The 26,751-nt window shown below is 42.7% G+C and carries 24 protein-coding genes and 1 pseudogene; 22 read left to right on the top strand and 3 right to left on the bottom strand.

Translation table 11 applies throughout. The annotated features are described in order from the left end of the window. Window positions 1–41: 41 nt before the first annotated feature. Both ACQKMP_RS21205 and ACQKMP_RS21200 read left to right on the top strand, forming a co-directional pair. Window positions 42–914: an AraC family transcriptional regulator gene (locus ACQKMP_RS21205; RefSeq protein ID WP_076286013.1), complete on the top strand. Its 873-nt coding sequence runs from the start codon at window positions 42–44 to the stop codon at window positions 912–914. A gap of 156 nt (window positions 915–1,070) precedes the next feature. After that, window positions 1,071–2,471, top strand: a complete 1,401-nt coding sequence (locus ACQKMP_RS21200) for a hypothetical protein (protein WP_427470854.1) — start codon at window positions 1,071–1,073, stop codon at window positions 2,469–2,471. Window positions 2,472–2,644: 173 nt separating this feature from the next. On the opposite strand, the gene ACQKMP_RS21195 is transcribed toward ACQKMP_RS21200, so the two are convergent. Further along, window positions 2,645–2,824, bottom strand: coding sequence for a hypothetical protein (locus ACQKMP_RS21195; RefSeq protein ID WP_427471196.1), 180 nt, complete (start codon window positions 2,822–2,824; stop codon window positions 2,645–2,647). Window positions 2,825–2,919: 95 nt separating this feature from the next. Here ACQKMP_RS21195 and ACQKMP_RS21190 point away from each other — a divergent pair. The 3 genes and pseudogenes from ACQKMP_RS21190 to ACQKMP_RS21180 form a co-directional block, all read left to right on the top strand. Next, window positions 2,920–4,281, top strand: a pseudogene (locus ACQKMP_RS21190) (SMI1/KNR4 family protein); the annotation flags it as partial. A gap of 42 nt (window positions 4,282–4,323) precedes the next feature. Next, window positions 4,324–4,632, top strand: coding sequence for an immunity 51 family protein (locus ACQKMP_RS21185; RefSeq protein WP_256721739.1), 309 nt, complete (start codon window positions 4,324–4,326; stop codon window positions 4,630–4,632). 306 nt (window positions 4,633–4,938) lie between these two features. Next, window positions 4,939–5,403, top strand: a complete 465-nt coding sequence (locus ACQKMP_RS21180) for a hypothetical protein (protein ID WP_042191399.1) — start codon at window positions 4,939–4,941, stop codon at window positions 5,401–5,403. Window positions 5,404–5,591: 188 nt separating this feature from the next. Here ACQKMP_RS21180 and ACQKMP_RS21175 read toward each other — a convergent pair whose 3' ends face one another. Beyond that, window positions 5,592–7,022: a PLP-dependent aminotransferase family protein gene (locus ACQKMP_RS21175; protein WP_427470852.1), complete on the bottom strand. Its 1,431-nt coding sequence runs from the start codon at window positions 7,020–7,022 to the stop codon at window positions 5,592–5,594. A 172-nt stretch (window positions 7,023–7,194) separates the two neighbouring features. Here ACQKMP_RS21175 and ACQKMP_RS21170 point away from each other — a divergent pair, with 172 nt between their 5' ends. The 8 genes from ACQKMP_RS21170 (at window position 7,195) to ACQKMP_RS21135 (ending at window position 17,632) form a co-directional block, all read left to right on the top strand. Next, complete coding sequence (locus ACQKMP_RS21170) at window positions 7,195–7,743, top strand: pyridoxamine 5'-phosphate oxidase family protein (protein ID WP_427470850.1); 549 nt, start codon at window positions 7,195–7,197, stop codon at window positions 7,741–7,743. Window positions 7,744–7,987: 244 nt separating this feature from the next. Next, window positions 7,988–8,917 carry a phosphotransferase gene (locus ACQKMP_RS21165; protein ID WP_379425726.1) on the top strand — a complete coding sequence of 310 codons (930 nt, stop codon included), beginning with the start codon at window positions 7,988–7,990 and terminating at the stop codon, window positions 8,915–8,917. A 294-nt stretch (window positions 8,918–9,211) separates the two neighbouring features. Next, window positions 9,212–10,876, top strand: a complete 1,665-nt coding sequence (locus tag ACQKMP_RS21160; RefSeq protein WP_042191393.1) for an extracellular solute-binding protein — start codon at window positions 9,212–9,214, stop codon at window positions 10,874–10,876. A gap of 89 nt (window positions 10,877–10,965) precedes the next feature. Then, window positions 10,966–11,871 carry an ABC transporter permease gene (locus tag ACQKMP_RS21155; protein ID WP_042191391.1) on the top strand — a complete coding sequence of 302 codons (906 nt, stop codon included), beginning with the start codon at window positions 10,966–10,968 and terminating at the stop codon, window positions 11,869–11,871. Window positions 11,872–11,905: 34 nt separating this feature from the next. After that, a complete protein-coding gene (locus ACQKMP_RS21150) occupies window positions 11,906–12,790 on the top strand; it encodes a carbohydrate ABC transporter permease (protein WP_042191389.1) in 885 nt (294 codons plus the stop codon). A gap of 45 nt (window positions 12,791–12,835) precedes the next feature. Next, window positions 12,836–14,569: a sensor histidine kinase gene (locus ACQKMP_RS21145; RefSeq protein ID WP_076286024.1), complete on the top strand. Its 1,734-nt coding sequence runs from the start codon at window positions 12,836–12,838 to the stop codon at window positions 14,567–14,569. A 13-nt stretch (window positions 14,570–14,582) separates the two neighbouring features. Beyond that, a complete protein-coding gene (locus ACQKMP_RS21140) occupies window positions 14,583–16,265 on the top strand; it encodes a response regulator (protein ID WP_339243363.1) in 1,683 nt (560 codons plus the stop codon). A 92-nt stretch (window positions 16,266–16,357) separates the two neighbouring features. Continuing rightward, entirely contained in the window at window positions 16,358–17,632 is a 1,275-nt protein-coding gene (locus ACQKMP_RS21135) for a Gfo/Idh/MocA family protein (RefSeq protein ID WP_427470846.1), read from the top strand. Window positions 17,633–17,812: 180 nt separating this feature from the next. Here the strand turns inward: ACQKMP_RS21135 and ACQKMP_RS21130 are convergent, their stop codons facing one another. After that, on the bottom strand, window positions 17,813–17,998 hold the full coding sequence (locus tag ACQKMP_RS21130; RefSeq protein WP_042130754.1) for a hypothetical protein: 186 nt from the start codon (window positions 17,996–17,998) through the stop codon (window positions 17,813–17,815). Between the two features lie 523 nt (window positions 17,999–18,521). On the opposite strand from ACQKMP_RS21130, the gene ACQKMP_RS21125 reads away from it, so the two are divergent. The 9 genes from ACQKMP_RS21125 (at window position 18,522) to ACQKMP_RS21085 (ending at window position 26,493) form a co-directional block, all read left to right on the top strand. Further along, window positions 18,522–19,433: a dihydrodipicolinate synthase family protein gene (locus ACQKMP_RS21125; RefSeq protein WP_427470844.1), complete on the top strand. Its 912-nt coding sequence runs from the start codon at window positions 18,522–18,524 to the stop codon at window positions 19,431–19,433. 4 nt (window positions 19,434–19,437) lie between these two features. Beyond that, complete coding sequence (locus ACQKMP_RS21120; protein ID WP_427470842.1) at window positions 19,438–20,079, top strand: SGNH/GDSL hydrolase family protein; 642 nt, start codon at window positions 19,438–19,440, stop codon at window positions 20,077–20,079. A gap of 13 nt (window positions 20,080–20,092) precedes the next feature. Continuing rightward, window positions 20,093–21,499: an ABC transporter substrate-binding protein gene (locus tag ACQKMP_RS21115; RefSeq protein WP_427470840.1), complete on the top strand. Its 1,407-nt coding sequence runs from the start codon at window positions 20,093–20,095 to the stop codon at window positions 21,497–21,499. 85 nt (window positions 21,500–21,584) lie between these two features. After that, window positions 21,585–22,460 carry a carbohydrate ABC transporter permease gene (locus ACQKMP_RS21110; RefSeq protein WP_042191374.1) on the top strand — a complete coding sequence of 292 codons (876 nt, stop codon included), beginning with the start codon at window positions 21,585–21,587 and terminating at the stop codon, window positions 22,458–22,460. Window positions 22,461–22,473: 13 nt separating this feature from the next. Beyond that, window positions 22,474–23,316, top strand: coding sequence for a carbohydrate ABC transporter permease (locus ACQKMP_RS21105; RefSeq protein WP_081390001.1), 843 nt, complete (start codon window positions 22,474–22,476; stop codon window positions 23,314–23,316). A 24-nt stretch (window positions 23,317–23,340) separates the two neighbouring features. After that, window positions 23,341–24,030 carry an N-acetylmannosamine-6-phosphate 2-epimerase gene (locus ACQKMP_RS21100; protein ID WP_042191372.1) on the top strand — a complete coding sequence of 230 codons (690 nt, stop codon included), beginning with the start codon at window positions 23,341–23,343 and terminating at the stop codon, window positions 24,028–24,030. A gap of 23 nt (window positions 24,031–24,053) precedes the next feature. Continuing rightward, window positions 24,054–24,926 carry an ROK family protein gene (locus ACQKMP_RS21095; protein WP_042191369.1) on the top strand — a complete coding sequence of 291 codons (873 nt, stop codon included), beginning with the start codon at window positions 24,054–24,056 and terminating at the stop codon, window positions 24,924–24,926. Window positions 24,927–24,949: 23 nt separating this feature from the next. Next, the gene (locus ACQKMP_RS21090) at window positions 24,950–25,804 is read left to right on the top strand and encodes a MurR/RpiR family transcriptional regulator (RefSeq protein WP_076300453.1); all 855 of its coding nucleotides are present in this window, start codon (window positions 24,950–24,952) and stop codon (window positions 25,802–25,804) included. A gap of 215 nt (window positions 25,805–26,019) precedes the next feature. Beyond that, entirely contained in the window at window positions 26,020–26,493 is a 474-nt protein-coding gene (locus ACQKMP_RS21085; protein ID WP_341129078.1) for a YhcH/YjgK/YiaL family protein, read from the top strand. Window positions 26,494–26,751: the final 258 nt, after the last annotated feature.

Here is a 26,751-nt window from a genome sequence, read left to right as displayed (position 1 = left end):
GACGACACTTGCTATATTGTTAGTGAAGGGAGGTCATTCGAATGGATTTGCTTGCAAATCTGAACGGGGCTCTACAATACATTGAAGAGAATCTTGCTGATGATATAGACCTGAAGGAAGCGGCGAGGTTGGCTTGTTGTTCCGAATATCATTTTTCTAGAATGTTCTCATTTCTTGCAGGCATCACGCTATCAGAATACATCCGTCGGAGACGCCTGACATCTGCGGCATTTGAGCTTCAAGCTGGAGAATTAAGAGTTATGGATGTGGCGGTGAAATATGGATATAGCTCAGCAGACGCATTTTCTAGAGCTTTCCAAGGCTTGCACGGTATTCCGCCCTCTTCGGTAAAGTTGCATGGCCCTTCATTAAAAGCCTATCCGCGCTTGACCTTTCAATTAACCATTCAAGGGGGAAGTGCAATGAACTATCGTATCATTGAAAAAGAGTCATTCTGTATCGTAGGCATTACGAGAAGGGTACCTATCCAATTTAATGGCGTAAATCCGGAAATCGCATCTATGTGGAAAAGCTTAACTAGCGATGACATCGACCAGCTCAAAAAGCTCTCGAATGTCGAACCTCAGGGACTGATTCAAGCATCGATGAATTTTTCTGAAGAGAGAATGGAAGAAAAGGGAGAACTTGACCATTATGTTGGCGTTGCTACAACCAAGGAATGCCCCGAAAATTTAACGAAACTAGATGTTCCTGCAGCAACATGGGCTGTATTCGAAGCCGTTGGACCATTTCCCGATACATTGCAAAATGTCTGGGGACGCATCTATTCTGAATGGTTCCCTACCGCTAATTATGAGTTGGCAAGAGGCCCGGAGATTTTATGGAATGAGAGTAAGGATATATCTTCACCGACCTTCAGAAGTGAGATTTGGATACCGGTTTTGAAAAAATAATAAACGGTGATTACTATTGTACTTCTGATTTGTCAGGCCATCCCATAGAAGGATGGCCTTTTTTTGTTGTGGGGGATGGTTTGTAAAGTTGAGATTGACCCTTATTTTTACATATGAGAGAATAATGGAAATTTAAAAATGAAAGGAAAATAATGTATGAGCAATCTTTTCCGATTCATTCCTATTAGTCAACTAGCAGATAAATTTCCGGAAGGATCTTGGTGGGCGAAGTTTTACCAGGATTTCAGTGACGAGCAGCTAGCCGCTTATTATGAAGGGGATTTGACGCTGCCTTCTCTTAATCTGGATTGGGAGCAGGCTTTCCCGCAACAAAAAGAGGTTATCATCATTTTTATCGATGGAAATTTTACTGTAGACAATCTCTATAATAAAGAAACAGATGGTGCCATAGGGCTTATGGTAACCGGTAATTTGAATGCGAAAAATATAGCTGTAGGCGGTCAGGAAATCTATGTTTCGGGCAATCTGATGGTTGAGGAAATATTGTGCGGCACCTACAATCACGGGGAAACAATTGTTATAGGTGATCTTAGCGCTGCGGTTTTAGTTCAGGATGACGAGTACAGCATTAAAGTAGACGGGCAGAAATCTATTGCATGCTTAGTAAATGTATGGGAGGGAGACGGCGTATTTCAGGAGCTTCCGGTGGACATTCATGAGGTGTTGATTGATGAGGTTTTTCTGGATATGGATGAGGAGGACATGGAATTTTCCTTTTGCACGCTGGTGAATGTTATTGTAGAAGGGCGTTCCGTATTGAAAAAAGTAAATGAACCCCTCACGAGAAAGAAACCTGTTCATTTATATTTTACCCATAACACGATCAATGAGGAAAATATATTGAAATTGACTCAGTGTATTTTAATGACGGATGACAAACCTTCTTTTAATTTTCAGGAGCAAGGCGTATTTTTCAAAGTTCAGCTGGAGCATATTGATGCAGACGGGGATGAGCGGGATCTCAGCGTTTATATGAAAGATAACCGGCATCACTATTATATTTGGCTGGAGCATGATCATTCCATCGGTTTGTTGAGGAGAACTATAGATGAGGGGTCTGAGTGGAAGCACATTACAGAAGAGTCTCAGGAACAGCTAGCGGAGATTAGCGATTGCTGGACTATGTTGCTGACCTGTATTAATATGGCTGAGCTTTATTTACGAAACATTGAGGTCCAATATGTGCAAGACATTTTGCAACACGCTGTAATTCAGGAATTATATTCGGAAGAAGAGGAGGATGACGGGTTCTGGGACGGCTCAAAATATTACAGCTTCCGTAAAGCGCATACGGACGAGGACGGAGACTACCTGCATGCTCGGATTGAAATCAAGACTCCAGATGAGGCGTATTATTTTTATACAGTGGATCATGGAACTTATGTTTCCCGGCATTATCAGCCGCCCAATCAATATGGCAAGCAGGACATGTCTTTTTTGGACCTTAGGCGCTGGGAGGCATCAGAGCAGTATTTTACAAGATTCAAGCAATTTATTGATCAGAAGATAGAGGCTGGTGTAAATAGTAAGGTTTGATGACGTTCTAAGAGGTGAGCTTTGTCGTCAAGGAGGTCACGCATCACGCATGGCAACCGATCTTCCACCGAGGAGACCAGCATGGCTGAAACAACAAAACAGGCGAGAGGGAAGCACCAGCACTTCCTCCTCGCCTGTTTGTGTTCATGTATTTTGCCTAGGGTGTATCCATTTTACTCCGGTATTCCTTGGGTTCCCCCATGGATATACGTTAAGGTCAGGGAATCGACGGCCCCTAGCCCCGGATTATAGGTAAAGGAGTACTCGATGGTATCCCCGTGTTGCAGGTTATTTACAGGGTAGGTATAGTTACCGTTTCCTGCCGGGGTCATGGCTACATTTAGCTGACCTATTTCGATTTTTAATATCTACATCCCATCTGGTAGAATAGGGAAAACCATATTTCTCTATATTCTAGTAACTTGATTATACGTTTGGGAGGTAGACCATGGACAAAGAACTAACCGCGCAGCTGACACAGTGGCATGAAGATGATGAACACCAGAAGATTGTAGACACTCTGATGGAGATTCCTCCAGCGGACAGAGATTACGAGGTAGTCAGCAGTCTGGCAAGAGCGTATAACAATTTGGGACGTTATGAAGAAGCCCTTGAACACTTCGCGATGATTGCGGAACAAGGGCAGAATGACTATCTGTGGCATTTTCGTGTGGGATATTCCTACTACTATTTGAATCGATATGAGGAAGCAGTGAGAGTGCTGAGTATTGCCCATGACCTCGATCCGAATGATGAGAATACGGCCATGTTTCTGAAATTCAGCCAGCGCAAGCTACGCAAAGAACAACACGCCGCAGCCAGACAGGCAATCAGAGAGCAACATAATGATTCGGGGACGACTGCAACTCCTTTTGAAGGGATGGACCTCTCCGAATTTTGGAAAGATAGCGATTATGCGCTAAAAGAATATGTTTCTGCCCCGCCTACGGATGAGCTGATTGATTCTGTAGAAGAAGAACTGGGTTACAAGCTTCCTGCCTCTTATATCAGTCTGATGAAGCAGCACAATGGGGGAGTTCCTTATAATACTTGTTTTCCGACGGAGGACGCGACCTCATGGGCTGAGGATCATATTGCGATTACGGGCATTATGGGCATCGGACGCGAGAAAAGCTATTCACTCTGTGGCGATCTCGGCAGCCCGTTCATGATTGAGGAGTGGGGGTATCCTGACATCGGCGTAGTAATTTGTGACTGCCCTTCGGCAGGCCATGATGTCGTGATGCTGGATTACCGGAACTGCGGGAGGGACGGCGAACCTGAGGTAATTCATGTGGATCAGGAAGATAATTATGAGATTACGTTCTTGGCCCAAGACTTCGAGACGTTTATACGCGGTCTGGTGAGTGATGAGGACTACGACACCTCTGAAGAAGATAAAGAGGAGGATTTGCGCAAAGTAGCCGTAGGCCAATTCTCGCCTTTGCTTGCGAAGCTGTGCAGCCATGTGTCTGAGGTAGATCAGCTTGAGCAGAAGATCCGTAGAGTCTGTACCCGAATCGTAGAAGAGAAGGGACACTTTTCCTTTCATGCGGATGAGCTTTCTACTCTGATGTACGATGTGCAGTTCTGGCTGTACACAAGCTCTTATCCAAATACGAGCCGTCAACAATATCTGGATGTATATGAGGAAATGATCGCTTTTGGCGGCGAGTTCGGTCAAGGCGGGTATGCTCCGGGCTGGATCAGCGACTGGCTGGATGGGCGAATACGGGAAGGGCTGATTGTTCAGAAAAACGGGGTGCTTTGCTTCACGGATCAAGCCCGCTCTGAGGTCATTGCACGGCTGGAAGCAGAATCCGCAGAAGAGGACGTTGCCCCTTTTATACTCGTGGATCAGCAAGGTGGAGGTATGTCTGTCATTCTAAATGTGGGTAGCTACCGTTCGGAAGTGTTCGAGGCCCGGGCAGACGAAGGATTTGAAGGCAACGGGTACGATTGGGCTTCTTTGGCGGCTGTGTTTGTGAACGAATATATGCCTGAATGGGTAGATACGATTCATTTTGACCCGGAAGCGGATATGTTCTGTGCTTATTCGGAGAATAGCGAAGCTATTAAGCAGTTCGCGGTGCGGTTGAAGCAGGCCTGTGAAAATGAGACGTTGATCCGGGATCTTTTTTCCCGCGCGGAGCTCGATTGATCACAATAGTATTCAAGGGCTGGATCACGGCAGAAGGTTGAGAGAATGCATCAGGTAGGAATCCGTTTCAAGGTTAGTTTTCGTTGGTACCAATATATGGATGATACGGTTTTTAGCTGACCGTCAGCATCTGCTGCAAGGATGAAGGCTATAAGTCTTGGCCGCCTTGCAGCAGATGCTCTTTTTTAGAAAGTTACGGGCATAGATTTGAACATGTGAAGTGGATTATTTTTGATATAATATAGTTAAAATTTTAGTTATTGTATTCTATTGATAGGGAATAATGAGAGAAAAGGAGAGATGGAAATGACGTATATCGTTGATTTTAAAAATGTGTCTACGGTCGGAGTAGAGTCTTCACCCGTAGCAGAAGCGCTTGCTGGTTTACGTGCCAATGAAGCTCGTTATTTTATGAACAAGTACAAGCATGAATTTACAGTTGTCCCAGCTAGCGAAAGCCAGGAAAACCTTGATTATGTGAGCCGAATTTTAAAAGAAGAACGTAATATTGAGTTTGCGGCAAAACCTTTAGAAACATCGCGTTTTCAAGTGGAAAATATTAAATTCACTTATGTCTTTTATGAAGATGGACTTGAGGTTAATGTCATGTATACGGTTGATGATCCTAAGAAGCGAGCCGTTGGTTTTAAGCTTTCTGAGGGGATGGAGATACCAAAGGAGTTAGAAGAGAAGTTTAAATTTGCTAGGCAAAAGTCTAAACTAGCCGGTACAATCCGTGGCTCGTATTTTGTAATCAAAGGAGAGTATTAAAGGAGTAAGAATAATACAAGCCTCTATTCCGAGTGGCGGGATTGAGGCTTGTATTATTTGCTATCTGCATAAGCCAAGTATCTTAAAATGAGGGCGTAACCAAGGGATTCACGGTAACTGTAACCATCGGACCAAGTAATTTAAAGTCCATACTTTCTTTTAATTTATCTAATCCTGCGGAAATGATTTTACAGAATTATCTCCGCAAGGCGATGTATCCCCTGCTCAATTGATGCTTCATCTACTTTTGCAAACCCCAATACCCATCCCTTTCTTTTGCTATCCAGACAATAGGGTCCAAGAGGGTAAACACGTATTCCATGTTGTAGGGCTAAATTTGTCACAGTTTCTTCGTCGTATGATTCCTCAGCCTCAAGTAACATATGCAATCCTGTTTCTACTCCACTGAGTGTAAAACGCTCCCCTAAACCACTAGCCATAATAGCTTTTGTCATGACTTCGTGCCTTCTTCGATATACATTTCTGACTCTTCTCATATGCCGCATAAAATGACCATTTTTAATAAAATGGGTTAGTGTTAGCTGATCCATAATCGGAAGATGACGGTAAGTCAGTTCCTGTACCTTCGCTAGTTGAGCAATTGCCTCGGATGAACCTATAATAGCCGAAATACGAATGCCAGGAGCAATCATTTTAGAGAAACTCATGAGATACAAAGTATTATTGGATGCCTGACTAAATAACGTTGGCAGCGGCTCCCCACGATACCGGAATTCACTATCATAATCGTCTTCAATGATCCAAAACCGTTCTTGAACCGCTTTATGTAGCAATTGTTGCCGACGAGGCTCCGACATAACGACCCCTACTGCGCACTGGTGAGAAGGGGTGGCAAAGATCAGTTTGGATTGAGGGTGAATATGCTCTACCACTAGACCATACTCATCAACGGGAACAGGTACCACATTCATTCGTCGATATTTCATCGCCATCCAAGCAGCTGGGAAACCTGGATCTTCTACTGAAACTGTGTCCCCATCAGCTAAAAGCGACTGTGCGATTAAGTCGATACTATGTTGAGCTCCTGAGGTCAACAGAATCTGATTGGTTTGGATATGTATGCCCCGTTCAAGGGATAAATAACGCTGTATTTGCTCACGTAATGGTGTGTAACCGTAGCAATTACCGTAAGCCCAGCTTGATAAATCCATTTCAGCAGATGCGTGGAGCAGCGATTGCCGCCAGCTTTTTTGAAATTGTTCATCCAAATAGGGTTCATGAGGACTGAAATCAATATCCACTTCTAGCTGTTCTTTACCTCTGAACCAGTCATGTAAATGATCAACAGCTGAGTCTAACAAGGAGAGTGAAGGAGGTGTGGGACCCTCTGTTTCTATTTCCTTCGTTGACACATTGAATTGCTTCCATCTACTAACTCGCGTTCCTCCTCGGCGAGAGGTAACTGTATAACCTCGACTTAACAATTCCTCATAGACGATCTGTATAGTTGAGCGTGAGACACCTACGATGTGAGCAAGTTCGCGGGTAGGTATTAGTAATTCTCCTGGCGCCCAGACTCCGCTAGTAATATTATGAATTGCTTGATCAAGCAATTGCTGCCAGATCGGTCTCTTATCATTACGAATTACTTTCATCATCGTACACACCTCCAAATAGAAGCCCAATCATAATAATATTAATTATGGATTGCTCTAAACGGTGATTTTTGGATATTTTAATGCAATCCATACATTGATATACTACCGTAACAACGCTGGTATTCGCAATTTGGTCGTTGCTGCACGTTAGAGATAAAGGAGAGATATCGATATGAATTCGGTTCGTTACAAGAGCAGGGAATGCCTGGATCAAGAGAAGATTGAAGGGTTCCTTCAGCAAGCGAGATTGGGTTATCTTGGGTTGGCTGATGGCAATCTCCCCTATGTTGTGCCACTTAATTATGTATGGACAGAAGGGAAACTCTATTTTCACGGGGCTGGAGACGGAAGACGTAATCAGGTGATGAGTGATAATTCAGAGGTGTGTTTTACGGTATGTGAGGAATACGGAACCATTACGGATCCGGTACCTGCGAAAACGGATACAGCTTATATGAGCGTAATGATATTCGGACAAGCAGAACCGATCACAGATTTGGATGAAGCCACTCATGTACTTCAGGAAATGATGAATAAGTATGTACCAGGTTACTATAATCGCCCCTTGTCCAAGCAGCATGTGGAGAAGTATAGATCAGCTGTATTCGGCGGTCCGGTTCAAGTTTATCGGGTCATTCCAAACCATATGACGGCAAAAGAGAGTCCTATTGAAGCGGAAAAAATGTATAAAAAGGACATGGATACTAAACGTCAAGTTTAACCACAAGATATGCTGGGTTCGTTAGAAATTTCATCAAAAAAAAGCCTTTTGGAATAAAATCCAAAGGCTTTTTGTATGCTTATTTTTTTCAAGACCTTATTCAACATCATAATTGATCAGAAAGAAAAAGTCTATACTTTGGGCTGGATTTTATTTACTATTGTGAAGCCGGCAAAACTTAATAAATGGAGTGTTGTTAATGGACGTAACCTATCATATCGATCAGGCAGACTTACAGGATTATATTGGACGGATTTTTGGCACCAGTTATTTAGTTGCTCGTGTTTCACGAATGCATGGTGGCGCACAAAAGGTGGTCTACAAGATTGAGTGCAGTAATGGATTTTCCTGCGTTTTGTATGTGTGGGATCTTTCCATGAATTATTTTGAAGAAGAAAAAGCGAATGAAGATATAAATGAACAGTCCTATGGAAGTGATTTGTTTGAATTAAACAACAAGTATTTAACACAGCATGGAATTCAGACCCCAGCACTTTATGATCTGAATAAGGAAAGAGACCGTTACCCATTTGATTATGCGCTTGTTGAATATATAGATGGACGTAAGGCAGAAACCTTTTTCCAACATTCCGAATTAGCTGTTCAAGATAAAGTGTTTCAGCAGTTGGGGGATATGCTTACTACTATGCATACCACCGAAAGGCAGATTTTTGGGAAAGCCAATGCTAACGAGATCAGTACAGAACAATGTCATTCATTACAAATGGAAAATGCGAAAGTACAGCTAGCTTACGCCTCTCAGCATATGGAGAAGATTGGGTCTAATCAAAGTAAACTGCTCGATAAGTTGTATGAGCTTGAATCAAGAATTAAGCCTAGAAAGCAGTATGGATTTATTCATGGGGAACTGGGTCCTGACCATGTATTGGTTAATGATAAGCTGGAGCCCTTTCTGATCGATATCGAAGGAGCAGCGTTCTTTGATATTGAGCATGAGCATAGTTTTTTGGAGATGCGATTTGGAGATTTCTATCGGTATCTTAAGAACGATAAGCTTGATCCGGATAGGCTGTTATTTTATCAATTGCATCACCATATATCATTAACTTCAGCGGGTTTAAAGCTACAGCACAGAGGATTTCCCGATCAAAAATTCGCAAAAGGTCTAGCTGAATATCAATCTGAACGTGCGCTTAGGTTTATCGAAAAATGAAGAAATGGAAATGAAGCAAGAAGCGGCGCGTTATCTCTTGTCAAATATCGTGGGGAGCTGAATATTCGAGTTAATACACGGTAACGTTTCAACGAAGGGGGAGTCAACCTAACCTAGGGAGACTCCCTCTCTCTTGTGCGTTCTAGGGACAAGCCTGACGGTAGTCAAGAGGTGTATACGAAAGTAAAGACTAGTATATAGATGGGGGGCCTTTCCTTTCCTATACTAGAACTAGGAAGAGAAGCAGCATGAAGTAGATGCACGACCTATTTTGAGACAATGTGGAGGGGTAATATGAAGAAAAAAAGTAGAATACTTCTGATCGTCGCATTGATCCTAAGTTTAACTATCACGGCATGCGGCAAAACCACAAATGAAGGGGAGAAGCAACCTGAGAAGCAGCCTGAGACACCTGTGGAACAAAAAAATGAAGTGATTGAAGTTTCAACAGTTTCGGCAAGCGATCAGTATCTCAAATTCGATGAGGGCGAAAGCTTTGAGAAGAACTCGGTCTATGATGCGTATGAGAAAGATATCGGCGTGAAGCTCACGAATAAATGGGTGTCCGCCGATGACGTTCAATTCAAGGAAAAAGTGAAGATGTCCATCGCCTCCAATGATCTTCCGGACTTCATGAAGGTTAATGCTACACAGCTGAAAGAGCTGACCGAAGCGGATATGATTATGGATATCACGGACGTATATGACAAGAATGCGACGGATGAGACTAAGAAATTCTTGTCGATGGATGGCGGAATGCAACTGAAGACCGCCACTTTCGACGGTAAACTCATGGGGATTCCAAGTTCTTATAATCCGTACCAGTATCAGTTCCTCTATGTACGCACGGACTGGCTGAAGAAATTGAACCTGCCGGAACCGAAGACGATGGCGGATCTCTTGACGATCGCCGAAGCGTTCAAAACAAAAGATCCAGGCGGCACTGGGAAACCGTATGGAATTGTAATTAGCAAAGATCCATTTAACAACCAGTCCACAGCTGTTACAGGACTAATAGCATTCTTGAATAGTTACCATGCTTATGAAAATCTTTGGATGGAAGACGGAAATGGCAATTTGGTCAACAGTGACATTCAGCCTCAAGTGAAAGACGCACTTAAGGCGCTGCAGGAAATGTTCAAGAAAGGATTAATTGATCCTGAGTTCGTCGTTAAAGATGTGGAGAAAGCAGCAGAGCTCCTCTATAACAACAACGCAGGTATCGTATACGGCCAGTCTTGGGTACCGGCTCAGCTCGCTAAAGGCGCAGTAAAGGATGGTAAAGTCGTACAAGAGTGGGGCGTATTCCCGATTCCATCGGTGGATAGCGAACCTGCACTATCGCAGATAGGTTTGGGTGTTGACGAATATTATGTTATCTCCAAGCAAGCGAAGCATCCGGAAGGCGTTATTAAATTGCTGAACCATTGGATTGTCGTGGATAATCATCCGACGCCAGAACAGAAAGTGTATGAGTATGGTAAAGACCTGAAGGAGAAAGGCAACAACTACTGGCTTCTAAGCCCGCTTCGTGTTGGTAAACAAAAGGATAATAACGGTGAAATATTGCCAAAAGCGATCGAGAACAAAGACGAGAGCATTTTGGAGACGAAAGATCAAAAAACTCGTTACGAGCGTGCCATGAAGTATGTTGACGGTACCGATATCAACATGTGGTGGGAATATCTGATCTCAGGTCCAAAAGGTGCATATTCACTTGTTCCTGAAATTCAGAACAATAAACAGTACCTACAAAACAAATTCTACGGCGCACCGACTCCAACCATGGCAGATCGACAAGAAATCCTGAAGAAGAAGCGGGATGAAGTATACTTCAAGATTATGATGAATCAAGTATCCGTGGATGAATTCGATAAATTCGTGGAAGAGTGGAAAAAGCTTGGCGGCGACGAAATGACCAAAGAAGTCAATGAATGGTACGCGACTCACAAACAATGATAGCAGGAGAATCGAGGGGTTGGACACAAACGACCTCTCTTTTCTTTAACCTAGTTCTTCATTTTTAGTCCTATAGCGAGGTGGATGGCATGAATGTATTAACGCGTATGTGGAAGAGGGAGTGGCCGCTTCACTTGATGTTGGTTCCTGGGATCGTATTGGTCCTCATCTTCAGTTATATCCCGATGGCCGGCATTATGATGGCCTTTCAGAAATACGTACCGAATAAAGGGTTGTTCGGCTCACCATTTATTGGTCTTAAAAACCTTCAGTTACTGATGGATTACCCCGATATCGGCCGGATATTCTTCAATACAGTATACATTGCGGTGATGAAAATTGTAGCAGGTATGATCGTTCCGGTCACCATAGCGATACTTCTGAATGAGCTGCGGAAAGAATGGGTCAAACGGACCTTCCAGACGCTCGTGTACTTGCCGCATTTTCTATCATGGGTCTTGTTAAGCGGTATTCTAATCGATGTATTGTCTCCATCTTCCGGTATTCTCAATCAAGTGCTTGGCTTGTTTGGTATAGACCCTGTTTTTTTCCTGGGTGACAACAAATGGTTCCCTTATGTCATGGTCATATCGGATGTATGGAAAGAGTTCGGATTTGGTACGATTGTCTATCTGGCTGCGCTTACCAGTATTAATCCGTCACTGTACGAGGCAGCGGAGATCGACGGCGCAGGACGCTTTAAGCAGACGTTACATGTGACGCTGCCGGGGATGCTTCCTATTATCGTTCTCATGTTTACGCTTAGTATCGGGAATGTACTGAATGCCGGATTTGATCAAATCTTCAACCTATATAGTCCTCCGGTCTATGAAAGCGCGGATATTATCGATACCTTCGTATATCGTATGGGGATTGAGCAAGCACAGTTCGGTTTCGCTACGGCCGTAGGACTGCTGAAATCCGTCATCTCTTTCATATTCGTATCTATGTCCTATATCTTAGCCTATCGTGTAGCGAATTACCGCATTTTCTAATGCAATCGGCGGTAATTCAGAAGGGAGACACATCGTGCGTACTAACAGATCATTCGGAAGAAAATTGTTTTTGATATGTAATTTTATTTTTCTGGCATCCGTATCTTTGTTATGCCTCATGCCTATTATTCATATTTTGGCGCTCTCGTTCAGCTCCGGGCAGGCAGCATCCGCCGGAAAAGTCATCCTGTGGCCTGTTGAATTCACAACGGCTGCTTATGCTAACGTATTTGGAAAACCTGAATATTTACGCGCATTCTGGGTATCGATTCAGCGGGTCCTTATGGGAACGACAATCAGCATGTTCCTGACGATTATCACGGCCTATCCATTATCCAAAGATTCTCGCCAATTTCGGCTGCGGACCTTCTATTCATGGTTTTTCGTATTCACGATTTTATTCAGTGGCGGGCTTATTCCAAACTATTTAACCGTGAAGAACCTTGGGATGCTCGATACAATCTGGGCTTTGGTGCTGCCGGGAGCGGTCACGGTGTTCAACGTTATTCTGCTGCTGAATTTCTACCGCAGTCTGCCCAAAGAACTTGAGGAATCTTCGCTGCTCGATGGGGCGGGTCAATTTACTACCTTATGGAAAATATATGTGCCGCTATCGTTGCCGGCATTGGCAACGACAGGTCTTTTCACTATGGTGGGGCATTGGAATAGCTGGTTTGATGGTATGATTTACATGAATCATCCCGAGAATTATCCGCTGCAGACCTTCCTGCAGACGATCATTATCAAAATGGATTTCCGCTTTATTAAACCTGAGAGGGCAGAATTAATGATCAAATTGTCCGATCGTACGAGCAGGGCAGCTCAAATATTCGTAGCAGCATTTCCGATTCTTATCGTGTATCCGTTCTTGCAGCGGTTCTTCATTAAAGGAATTGTGATGGGGAGTGTCAAAGAATAAAATAGGGCACTCAAACTATGACATTGCATTGCAGGAGAACAAACGATGAAAATCCGATTCTTGATTAAAGATTCCTCTATATTCCAGAAAATAATGGCTGCCTTTCTGGCAGCCTTGTTTCCGCTCATGGCGATTACCTGGTTGATTAATGAGAAGGGTTCGGACAATATTCGGAGTGAAATTTCCGAGTCTATTCTAAATACGACTCGCTTCTATCTGGATTCACTCGACAAGGAAGCAGACCGGATCAGCCGTTATTTGCCGAACTATGTGATGGACAAAGACTTGATGGAAATTGCAACTACAGGCAATTACATGAGTTATTACGATCGTGCGCAAAAAATATTAGATATCCAAAGACGGCTTGAATTGATGAAGAACTCAAGTCCATTTATTCAAGAAGCAAGGGCGTATATCCCTCTTATCGACCGAACGATTCTTAGCAATAAATTTGAAACTTCGATGAATAAGCAGGAATATGCTTCTATGCAGCAAAACAAGAGATTATACGAAGAACCTTTCATTTACTGGAACGATCGATTATTTATTTCCATGCAATACCCCATTAATACCGTTAAAAATCCGATTTATATCGTAGCGGTTGAATTATCGACTATCAAAATCAGAGAAACGTTATCTCAAATCGGCAGCTCGCGTGGTGGACAGAGCGTATTGCTCAATCTGGAACGTGGTTGGGAGATCGAGAGTGACATGGATCCGGAACTGCTGGAACAAATGAAATCCTTCGCTGCGGATAAGCGGGAATTGCAAAAAGACGAAGGATACGAAACGATTATGTATAATGGTAAGCGGTTTCTTACGGTATATAAATACTCCAGTCTCTGGAATTCCTATTCGATTATGTGCATTCCCGAAGAGACGATTTTGGGTTCTCTTGAGATCTATCGAACATTGTTCTGGTGGGCTTGCGCGCTAGCTGTGGGTATTGTCGTTTTCTTCTCCTACTTTCTATTACGATTTATCTATCGGCCATTAATGAAACTTGTGCATTCCTTTCGGCGCGTTCAGCAGAATAGGCTGGAACCGATCGTGATCGATCGTGGAGCAGATGAGTTCGGGTATTTGTACCAAGCTTTTAATAATACGATCCGATCCTTGAAAACACTAATCGAGGAAAATTACGAGCAGCAAATCAGGAACCAGCGTTCCGAACTGAAACGATTGCAATCGCAAATTAATCCTCATTTTTTATATAACTGTTTTTTTGTATTGTGCCGGTTAATTAAATCCGAGAATCAGAAGGAAAAGGCTTATCAATTCTGCCTGTACATCGGACAATATTTTCAGTTCATTACTCGTGATGACGAGGATGATATTCCGCTGGGGCTGGAGGTCAATCATTCTCGCACGTATGTAGACATGCAAACCATATGTTACGGAGACCGTATTCAAGTCAAGTTCGAAGGTGATGTTCCCGATCTCTTCGTGCCGAGGCTGATTCTGCAGCCGATCATCGAAAATGCTTATAAGCATGCCTTGGGCAATATGATTCAGCAGGGTGAGCTATGGGTTCATTGTGAGCGGGTGGGTGATGTCTTCTCCATCTATGTCGAAGATAATGGCCGAAGCATCTCCGATGCGGAGATCGAACAGCTTCAGAAGCGACTGCGTCAATCCACCACTCGGATGGAGGAAACAACCGGAATCATAAATGTGCATCGCAGAATACAGCTGCGGTACGGTGAGGAATATGGCATTACAGTGTCACGTTCTGCTCTTGGTGGACTTCAAGTAAGAATCAATCTAAGCGCGAACTAGAGGAGGAATCAGCATGTACCGACTGCTAATCGTCGATGACCTTCCCATTATTGTCGATGGTCTTCTGGAGCTATTCAATGAGACCGATCATTTACAACTCGAGGTTATGAAGGCATATTCAGGTGAAGAAGCACTGGAGGTACTGTCTCATCATCGTATTGATATCGTGATTTCCGACATTAAGATGCCTGGACTGGAAGGGATTGAGCTGCTTCGGGAAATCAAATCCCAGTGGCCGGCCTGCAAAGTTATTTTCTTAACAGGATACAATGATTTTCATTATGCTAAGAGCGCAATTACGTACGGTGGGTTCGATTATATTCTGAAGGTCGAAAGTGATGAGAAAATTATTCAGTCCGTAGAACGGGCGATTGAGAAAATTGAAGAAGAAAATAACCAAGAACAGATGATCGCTAGAGCGCAATCCAAAATGAGACTGGCATTGCCCTCCCTGCAAAAAGAGTATGTGTGGGAGCTCTTTCAAGGCAAGCATGTATCGGATAGCCAATTAAAGCAGGCGTTCAAAGAAATCGATATCCGGCTTGATGCGACATTGCCGGTTTACTTGCTCATAGGCAGGGTAGACGCATGGAAAGAAATGTTCACGACGCCGGATAAAGCGTTATTGACTTACGCCGTACAGAACATTTGCGATGAGTATTTGTCCACGCAGGTCAGATGCTATTCCGTTGTATTCGAGTTATCCAAAATCGTCTGGATGATTCAACCGAAAATCCCGGATGGATCGTCTATCGAATATGGGGATCAGGATTGGATCAGAGCTCATCGGTATACGAGCGGAATTCTGGAGACTGTGCAGGGAAATTGCAAGAGATTGCTGAGTTTATCGGTTTCTTTCCTTCTTGGAAGTGAAGCAACGACATGGGATAACATATCTGATCGGTTTCACTCGATCAAATACGGCCTGGTACAAGGACATGGATTATTTAATGAGGTCATATTGACCGATAAAGACATTCAAAGAGAAGTGAACGGTGATCTGAGTGGGAACTACCACGATGCCTTCTATCACGCCCGTGTTCAATTGCTGATGTCTTGTCTCGAGAATAATCATCGGGAGCAATTCAACAAGCTGTATGCCGAACTAACGTCTATTTGGAATGATGAGGAGTCGCCGAATGAGCGGAAGATCGAACTGTATCATTCGCTTTCAGCTATTTTTCTGTTCTATATCCATAAGAATCGGGAAATTCGGGATTACATCAATACGCTGATGGATCTGGATAAGTTATATCGCTATGGAGATTCCGCATCATGGTCGGAGCTGATTCAATACTTCTCGCAAATGGCGGATTGCTTCTTCGAATGGAATGCGCTGCGGGGTACGCAATTGCCGACAGAGGTCGTGAATAAGGTGCATCGATATATTGAAGAACATATTTCCACTGATATTTCCTTAAATGCGCTGGCCGATTACGTGAGCTTGAATCCATCGTATTTGTCCCGACTTTATAAGCAAATCACTGGAATGGGTTTATCTAAATATGTGAACGACTATCGTAACCTGATCGCCAAAGATATGCTGCTCAACACATCGATGAAAGTGAATGAAATTGCTGCTGCCCTGGGGTACAACTCAGCACTTGCATTTATTCGCTTCTTCAAGAAGCAGAATGAAACAACTCCGCAAGATTTCCGTATGGCAAGGACTCATATACAGAATCAAGGTCAATAAATGTATATGAAATGTCAGTAACGATCTCTTTTGCCTCCGTTCCTACCGCCTTACAATGGAAGTACACTAGGTGCGCAAGAGGAGGAGTAGTCTTGAGAACATTAACAGCTGTATTACTTGGCGCTGGCAGTCGAGGAAGATATATTTATGGGCCCTACGCGGAGAAGTTCCCGAATGAATTAAAGATTGTTGCCGTAGCTGAGCCGGATGATGAACGTAGAAATCGATTTGCAGAGATTCATAGAATTGCCCCAGAACATGTCTACGATTCTTGGGAGAAAGTATTCGATCAGGGTCAAATTGCGGACGTGATGATAATTGCTACGCTCGATCGGATGCATTATATACCAGCGATGAAAGCGATGGAGCTAGGCTATCATGTCATGTTAGAGAAGCCGATGTCTCCTTCCATGGAAGAATGCATCGAATTGGAGCAAGCTTCGCTTCGGTATAAGCGATTGCTCGTCGTAACCCATGTCCTGCGATATTCCCCGTTCTGGTCTGGGATCAAAAAATGCATCGAAGACGGTGAACTCGGAACGATAGGTACGATTCAATTAACCGAAAATGTGGGCTACATGCATATGACACACAGTTATGTCCGCGGGAATTGGCGCAATTCGGAGGAGACTAGTCCCATGATCCTGGCCAAATCATGCCATGATCTGGATCTCATCTCATGGCTTATGAATCAACCGTGTACAAGCGTGAGCTCGTACGGATCATTACTGCATTTCAGGGCGGAGAACGCTCCGGAAGGCTCTGCGGATCGCTGTATCAACGGCTGTGAGGTTGAGAAGGAATGCGCCTTCTCGGCGATGAAAATATATATTCAGCCCCCGGAACACCCTTGGGCACGCTATATGACGAATGATTTGTCGCAAGAGGGGATCTTGAAGGCGCTGAAGGAAGGACCGTGGGGTCGCTGCGTGTATCGCTGCGATAATAATGTCGTGGATCACCAGGTAGTCAACATGGAGTTCGAGAACGGAGCGAATGCATCGTTCATCATGTCAGGGCTGACACAGAGCGGCACGCGCCGGGTTCAAATTATGGGAACACAAGGCGAGATCATCGGGGATATGGACAAAGGATCTTTCACGCTGTACCGCTATGTATCGGGCGAGAAGGTTGAGATTGGCTGCAATGTGGAAGGCGATGGCCATGGAGGCGGCGATGACCGTATGGTAAGCTCATTCCTGCGGAATGTGCGTCAATTCGACAGCAATCCATCGCAAGGTTTGACCTCGGCGACGGCATCCCTGCAGAGTCATTTGATCGCATTCGCGTCGGAACATTCGAGATTGAACGCAGGTCAGGTAGTCAAGCTTTCGGACTTGCAGAAGAAAGGAGAAATGTCTGTATAAGATCAAATGATACTAGGAAGCCTCTTTCGAAGTGATGGGATGCCGTCATGGAGAGGGAGGTTTTTTTGGTACATAATCTCAAGGCATAATAAAAGACCGCTCTACTGGAATGACTTCCGGATCTGCGGCCTTAGGACAAGATTCTATTATAGGGTCAATCTGTATCTAAAGGTGGTGAGATTAATGGAATTTAACAGTCTTGATACGAGCTTCTTCTTCATAGGTGAGTGGTTTTGGGGATCTTGGAGTGTGCAAGTGGCGTTGCACAGAATATTCCATTTTTTGATAATCCTCATTACCTGAATTCATCGTTGGATTCCAATTTTCCGTTACCCAATTTTTAAGTTCTTTAAGACCTGCTAGCATTTCCTCCAGCCTCCTTTGGCGAAGAAACAATATATTTTGTATTGTTCTGGTTACGCTTTCATTATATCATAGAAATTAGTTTTTTAAAGCTGTGTCCACGTGAAAAACACAGTTTTTAAGTGAACATTGTGTGTTAATTAGGGTTTGTGCTTCCTATGGAGAAAAGTGTCTCCTTGTAGGAGACACTTTTATTAGATTTAAAAGGATAATCTATTGCCCTTGCGAATCGCAAAGGATTTCTAATAATTACCAATTTGGCAGATGACTTTAAGGTCGTAGATAGTGTTACTCTGATCATAACTAGAGCTGCATATATCGTTCGATATTCTATTTTTAATTGGAAAATAAGGTCTTATTTTATGGGCGTTCACTTAAATGAAACTATTTTTCTAGTATGATTGTTATTCTGGTGGAAATAAATTTTATTTTTAAAAAAATAGAGAAAATAATTTACAGAACCAAATTTAAGTGATATCTTGAATATGTAGAAAAGAAACCGTTCACATCTTAAGGGGGATTATCAATGACACTCAACAAGTTCCACGGAATTATACCTGCCTTCTATGCTTGCTATGACGATCAAGGAAATATTTCCGAATCCCGGACACATGCCTTATGTGATTACTTATTTGAAAAAGGAGTTCAAGGTGTTTATGTGGGAGGTAGTTCTGGAGAATGTATCTACCAGAGTCTGGACGAACGCAAAGCGGTACTTAGCTATGTAGCTAGTAACCTGAAAGGTAAAATGACACTGATTGCTCATGTAGGAGCCCCTTCTACTAGAGATAGTATCGAATTAGCAAAACATGCGGCGAGCTTAGGATATGATGCACTATCCGCAATCCCACCTATATATTTCAAATTACCTGATAGTGCAGTAACTAAATACTGGAGCGATATTATGGAGGCAACTCCTCTACCGTTCATTATCTACAACATTCCTCAGACTACGGGATATACACTAACTCCAGCTTTATTCGAGAAACTGCTTACTAATAAAAAAGTTATCGGCGTTAAGAATTCTTCTATGCCATCTATGGATATTGAACGCTTCAAAAGAGTGGGTGGAAAAGATGTAGTGGTCTTTAATGGACCGGATGAACAGTATGTTGCGGGAAGAATCATGGGAGCCGATGCTGGCATTGGTGGTACTTATGCAGTTATGCCGGAGCTGTTCTTGCAAGCTAATACATTTGTACTTGCCGGCAAGTTTGAGGAAGCAGGACAACTTCAAAGTGAGATCAACGATATCATCATCGCGCTTTGTTCCCTCAAGGGTTCTATGTATGCGGAAATTAAAGAGGTTCTGAGATTAAGAGGCGTAAACATTGGTAGTGTAAGAGCACCGCTTGAAGGGGTAGCCGCTGAAGATGCTGGTCCAATCGCAGATATTATGAAATTGATTGATCAAGCGATCGAAAAATATTGTGGTTAATGCAATGAAGAGAACCATCGTATGCTTTGGTGATTCCAATACTTGGGGCTACGACGCAAAGACGGACCAAAGGTTTAATGATGAAATACGTTGGACCGGACTTCTACAATCAGAACTGGGCGACGCTTATCGTGTCATAGAAGAAGGGCTTCCTGGTAGAACCAGTGTTAGTGACGATCCGCTATTTGAAGGGTTAGCCGGAATAGCTTATCTCTATCCATGCCTCATGTCACATGCACCACTTGATTTGGTAGTGATCATGCTTGGGACGAATGATACGAAAGAAAGATTTGCACTAACTTCTTATAACATCGCACAAGGTATTGTTAGACTCGCTCATAAAGCTAGAGGGAGCGGGGCAGGTCCAGCCGGAAAAGCTCCAGAAGTGCTTGTGATCGCTCCTCCTCCCATTGGGGCAGAGTATTTGAATACTCCTATTGGTAAGCCAATGGGAAGTAATTGTAGCGAGAAATCTTTGGAGCTCTCTCAGCATCTTGCAGCTTTGCTTTCGGGGACAGATATCCACTTTATTGATTCCAGAGAATATGTATCGATGAATGAAATAGATTACATGCATCTTGATATACAAGGACATCGGAACATGGCTGATTTAGTGAAATATCATGTCAAACGGATACTAGAATAGGGGAGGATTTAAAATGAAGAAGAAACGTTTACTCTCGACAATGGTTGCATTAATGGTAATTATTTCACTGATTTCAGGATGCTCTGGTAACAACGCAGCAAGCTCTAATACATCCGATAATACGGCTAAATCTGGCAAGGAAAAAGTGGCGATTAAAGTATGGCTGACCCCTCAGTGGAAGGGTGTTGTGGATGCAACGGAACAAGGAGCTGACTATGATAGCTTCCTTAAGGCTGCAGCTGAGAAATTCAAGGCACAATATGATAAGTATGATGCTGACATTCAGGTAGAAGTCATTGCCGGAGATCAGCGCGACCAACTCCTCAATGTTAACTTGAGCGGAGGAACGCCACCAAATGTCTTCTTTGAAAGCGTATTCCCAATGGGCGATTATGTTCACCGTGGAGCTTTGGAGCCTTTGACTGACATCATCGATGAGGACGCGAAAAGTGATATCGCACAAAATTACTGGGATGCAGTAACGTTCGGAAAAGATGTGTACTTCTACCCATTCCAACACAATCCAGGCACTTTGGTCTACAACGCAGACATGTTTAAAGCGGCTGGTTTAGAAAAGTTCGTCGGTGGAGAGTCCGAAATTAAGACTTGGAACTTGGATGAATATCAACAAATCTTGGATGGTCTGAAAAATAATCTTCCGAAGGACAAATATTCTAATGCCTATCCAATGGCACTGTACGCTGTGAATAACCAAGGAGATACGTGGAACCTTGCATACTTAAGAATGTTCGGCAACAAGTTCTTCGATGACCAAGGGAACATTGTTCTGAATGATGCGAATGGAGTTAAAGCTGCTACATGGTTGAAAAAATTATATGACGGTGGATATACAAATCCGGGTGCTGAATCTGTATCCTCCAATGATGCCAATGCCATGTTCCAGAATCAGCAGCTAGCGATCAGTTTTACCAATCCAATCTTGTTCAATGGAACAAAAGCAAATATGGAATCCGGCACGTCTCCAAAGTTTGATATGCGTCTTGCTAATATTCCGTCCGAAAGCGGAGATCCTCTATCCTTTACTTATGTAGTGGGTGCAAGTGTATTCAAGTCCAAAGATGCGAAAAAGACTGAAGTCGCTAAAGATTTCGTGAAGTTCTTTTCAAGTGATCCTGAATTAGTTAAATCCTCTAAGAATGGTATTCCTGTGAGAAGCTCCGTGGCTGAACAACTTAAGTCAGAGAATCCTCTCTTTGCTGCTTATGATGCCAATTCAAAATATTTGTTCAACTTCACGGGCAACGTTCCAGGATATAGCCAATTAAGAGAAGTTTTGTACCCTGATCTACAGGCGCTTTACATGGGAGCAAAGACACCAGAACAGTTTGTACAAGATTATCAAACCAATGGTAATAAAGTGATTGATACGAATAAAGCTAGCTCTGTCATTTTCCAATAATCTAAGAACAGGTAAACAATAAACGATTAACAGCCTTTAGAGTCTAAAGAGGCTCAAAGGGCTGTTAATTAGAAAGGTAAACGATATGAAACTACGTAGTAATTACCTAAAAGAGAATATTACAGGTTATCTGTTTATTTTACCTCAGATGATAGTATTCTTAGCCTTTCTTGTCTATCCGATCTTAGAAGGGATGCGCCTGAGTTTATACCAAATTAATTATGATAGTGAGAAGTTTGTGGGTCTGGCTAATTACACCACATTGTTTAATGATCCGGTATTCTTCAAGGCGATCTTCAATACGATTATATTCGTAGTCTTTATCGTCCTACTTACAGTGGGCTTTGCATTATTTGTAGCCTCGGCTGTATTTGATAAGAACGCTAAGTACGTTTCCTTTATAAGAGGGAGCTATTATATCCCGGTCATGGTATCCATGGTTGTAATGAGTATGGTGTGGAGTTTCCTGCTGAATCCTGCTAATGGACTTATTTCTTTTATATATAAAGATATGGGTCTTGGGACAATCAATCTTCTAGGAAATCCAAAGACAGTTTTGCCAGTGGTGATCTTTGTGACCTTCGCGACTAACGTGGGCCAAGCCATTATTCTGTATATTGCTTCGATGATTGGTGTATCTAAAGAGCTTTTTGAAGCAGCAGAAATCGACGGTGCAAGCAGATGGCAAGTAATTTCGAAGATCCTCATTCCTTCTGTAGGACCAACAACGACCTATATTACGATTATCAATATTATTGCTGTTCTAAAAATATTTGTAGTCATCCAGTTATTAACCGGCGGCGGACCGAACAACTCATCGGTAACTTTGATGTACTACCTCTATAATAATGCCTTTAAGTACAACCAACTCGGCGTAGCTTCTGCGGTAGGCGTTATCATGTTCGTGATTACTTTGTTATTATCTGTGCCTCAGCTACGAAGCATGATTAAGGTGAAGTGAGGGGGAATACAACATGTCGAAAATAAGAAATAAGAAGAAGAGAGAGAAGTTTGATGTGATATCGAATGTGATCATTGTCCTCTTCGCGCTCCTTAATCTTTTTCCATTGTATTGGTTATTCACTAGTTCGCTTAAGAACAGTTCAGATGTTGTGAAGATGCCTCCAGACTGGTGGCCTAAATCGATTACATTCTCCAACTATGTGGATGTGTTTCAGAACCAACCGGCTTTGAGATGGACGTTTAATAGTATTTATGTCTCAGGCGTATCTACGATTATCGTTATTATTGTAGGCGCTATGGCTGCCTATGCATTCTCAAAGATCAATTTTAAAGGTAAAGATATCATCTTCATTATTTTCATATCGAGCTTGATGATTCCTAAGGAAATTATGATCGTGCCTTTATTCCGGATTACACAGCAATTTGGAATGGTGAATTCGTATAACGGTATGATTTGGCCGAACGTTGCGGGTGCATTTGGAGTCTTCCTATTAAAAGGATTCTTCGATTTAACCCCTAACGCTTTAAGAGAAGCCGGAAGAATAGATGGTGCAAATGAATGGAGAATCTTTACTCGCATCATGGTGCCTATTATTAAACCTGGTATTGGAGCCTTATTTATTCTAAATTTCGTGCAAGTCTGGAATGATTATTTGTGGCAGCTGGTTATAGGCCAAGAGAACAAAATGAAAACATTAATGGTTGGTACTGCAACCTTAATGCAGGATCTGAATCCTAATTTCGCATATAAAATGGCCGGAGCCACCATTGCTGCAATTCCGATGTTGCTAGTGTTCATGTTATTCCAACGTTTCTTCACCAATGGAATTACAGCAGGAGCAGTCAAAGAATAAATAAAAATGTGGAGTGGGTTACTGATGAATACTGAAAATAATGTACTTAAAAAGATAAAACATAAACTAGTCGTCTCCAGTCAAGCCTTACCCGAAGAACCGCTGCATAGTCCGTTTATAATGGGAAGAATGGCTTATGCAGCATACTTGGGCGGTGCTTCAGGCATTCGGGCAAATAGCGTAGCGGATATTCAAGAAATTAAGAAAACAGTGGATCTACCTATCATTGGGATCATCAAAAGGGTATACGAAGGTTCTGAAGTGTTTATTACACCAACCCTGAAGGAAGTAGATGAGCTTTACCGCGAAGGGGTAGATATCATTGCTATGGATGCGACAGACCGGACTCGTCCGGATGGATCAACCATCTCAGAACTATTTCCTCACATAAGAGAGACCTATAAAGATCAACTGTTTATGGCAGATTGCTCTACATTTGAAGAAGCTGCTAAAGCCGTTGAGCTGGGGTTTGATCTTGTGGGAACTACCTTAAGCGGATATACAGAATACACCAAAGAGCGGTCACTTCCAGATTTCGAGCTAGTTAAACAAATCGTAAGCAACTTCTCTGTGCCTGTGATAGCTGAAGGCGGTGTTTCCACTCCTGAAGAACTGAAGAAAATGTTTGATCTAGGTGTTTTTTCAGCAGTAGTCGGCTCAGCGATTACAAGACCAATGGAGATTACCAAAAGGTTTGTAGACGCTATTCAGTAGATTGCCGGAGAGGGTAGATAAGGATGAGAATTCTCGCTGTAGATATTGGCGGTACCAATACCAAGATGTGTATATGCGATAAACTTGGGAATGTTCATAACTTTAAGGAGCATGCAACTGAGAGCCACTTGGGAGGGCCGCATGTAATCTCAAGATTGCTTGATAAAATTGCAGAAAATGATGATTTTGATGCCATTGCTATAAGTACGGCCGGTCAAGTCAATGCTGAAGAAGGAATTATAGTCTATGCTAACGAAAATATACCTAGATATACAGGGATGAAGATTAAGGAAATTGTAACTAATCATTTTCATAAACCTGTTATGGTAGAGAACGATGTGAATTCAGCAGCATTAGGCGAGGCTCATTATGGTGCTGCCCAGAACTTTAACAATTTCTTATGCTTGACGTTTGGCACGGGCATTGGTGGTGCCATTGTATTGAACCGCCAAATCTATAAAGGAGCAGATGGGGTGGCGGCCGAATTTGGTCATATCCTGACACATCCATTGTCAGATGCGGTGGAGGGACTGCCTTTTTATGAGAAGTATGCTTCAACCACTGCTTTAGTCAAGATGGCTCAGCAGGCAGATCCCGAATGTACAGACGGAAAAGTCCTTTTTGATAAAATTCACAAAGGGGACGAAGCTCTGAAACAGATCTTGGATTCATGGGTAACTGAGGTGTCCGCGGGTTTAGCCTCAATTATTCATATTTTCAATCCATCCGCTATAATTATTGGGGGCGGTGTTATGGAGCAAGAAGATTTAGTTCAAAGGGTAGAGGAACGGACGAAGTCTTTAATTATGGAGAGTTTTGCGGGTGTAAGAATTGTTAAGGCCTCACTTGGGAATAAGGCAGGCTTGCTTGGCGCTTCCTCTTTATTCGCACATTAAATTATTGTAAAGGAGGGGCTTATTTGCGAACAATCAGTATTTTTTCTTCTATTCATTCCAAGTACAATAATTTGACGAATACGGAGAAGAAGGTAGCGGACTACGTCCTGGAGAACACGAGAAGTGTTGTCTATATGTCGATTACTGATCTTGCAGATGCGTGCGATGTAGGTGAATCAAGTATTTTTCGATTTTGCAAATCTTTAAGTTATAAAGGGTATCAAGAGTTCAAGATTGCACTCGCTCATAGTATCACTGTAGAGAATGAGATCCCGCAGCTTACGGATCAAATTCTAATGGACGACACTACTGAAGCTGTGGCTTCCAAAGTGCTGACCACAAATGTAAGTGCACTGAACGAGACCTATAATTTAATTGATATACAGAAGATCAATGAAGCTATTGATTATATGATAAACGCGGAACGAGTATCATTTTTCGGCGTAGGCTCTTCATTAATCACGGCGATGGAAGCCAAAATTAAATTTATGCGCATTACAAACAAAACGGAGTGTTTGATGGATTCACATCTTCAGATGATGTCTGCGGCGCTAATGTCTAACCGAGATGTAGCTGTAATCATTTCTTACTCCGGTTCAACGAAAGATAGTATCGAGGTTGCAAGAAAGGCGAAGGAACGAGGCGCTAAGGTGGTGTCCATTACGAGATTTGAAAAGTCACCTTTAACGTCGTATTCGGATCTTACCTTACTTTGTGGTGCTAATGAGGGTCCTCTGCAGGGCGGTTCATTATCTGCTAAGATCTCACAACTCTATCTGCTGGATATTTTATATGTGGAATATTTCAAAAAGACTAGTGAGCAGTCCATTATCAATAAAGAAACAACAGCTGCAGCAGTTAGTGAGAAGCTCCTATAAGTGCGAGTTCAAAAAGTATGGTTTTCAACACCGAGAAGATTGGATGAAGGTAGAAACTGAAGAGCGGAGCGTAGTGGAAGCTACGTGAGCACCGGAAGTTTCGCCTGAATTCAATATTCGATGTCGAGTAAGCTTCTTGGGCTACTTCGTGATCAAAAGCGGACTTTTTGAACAACCTCTGTAAGATAATTGAGATGTGGGGAGAATCAGACATTATGATCTTAGGTTCATTGTCATCTTGGGAAGAGCATAGCAGATACGAGAATTCAGTCATTGTAGAGACTATTGAGGAATTGAAAGTCATCTTACAACACGAACCTGATCTTGGGCGAATCGAGATCCGCGGTAACGAGATATACGTTTCGATTATGGCGCTTGAGGCGAAGTCGCTAGAGGAACAGGTTGCTGAAAAGCATGAGGCTTATATTGATGTGCATTATCTGATCGAAGGTGAAGAAACGATCGGTTGGTCCCCTCTGCAAGAAGGGATCGAGGCTACTAAGCCTTACGATGCCGAAGCAGATTATGCACTTTATCCTCCGTCATCCGATGAAATTTTGTTAACTTTGAAGCCGGGGATGTTCGCTGTCTTTTTCCCGCATGATGTACACAGACCTGGTATGGGTCAACCGGGCATGAAGATTAAGAAGGCTGTTATTAAGATACATGTAGGGTTATTAAGTTCATAGAATCTAAGCAGATGACTTCTGAAATCATAAGGAGTCATCTTTTTTATTGCATAGGAGATTATACAATGAAAAAAGATCACTTTCATGGATTCGTGGAAATACACGGTCATCGTCTGCCAAGGGATGTGCAGCTTTCTATTTCTCTATATCAGGGTCAAAACACTAGAATTATAGGGAAAAACTCCTTGTAATTCTATAATATAAGGTCATATCGATAGAATATAGGGAATTGTTCCCTATAATTCAGCTGAACCGGCT

The organism is Paenibacillus sp. NPDC101420 (genome assembly GCF_050277435.1).
In the GTDB taxonomy this organism is placed as follows: Bacteria; Bacillota; Bacilli; order Paenibacillales; family Paenibacillaceae; genus Paenibacillus_AQ.
Note: the sequence above shows the minus strand (reverse complement) of the source record. Positions and strands in the feature narration are given on the sequence as shown.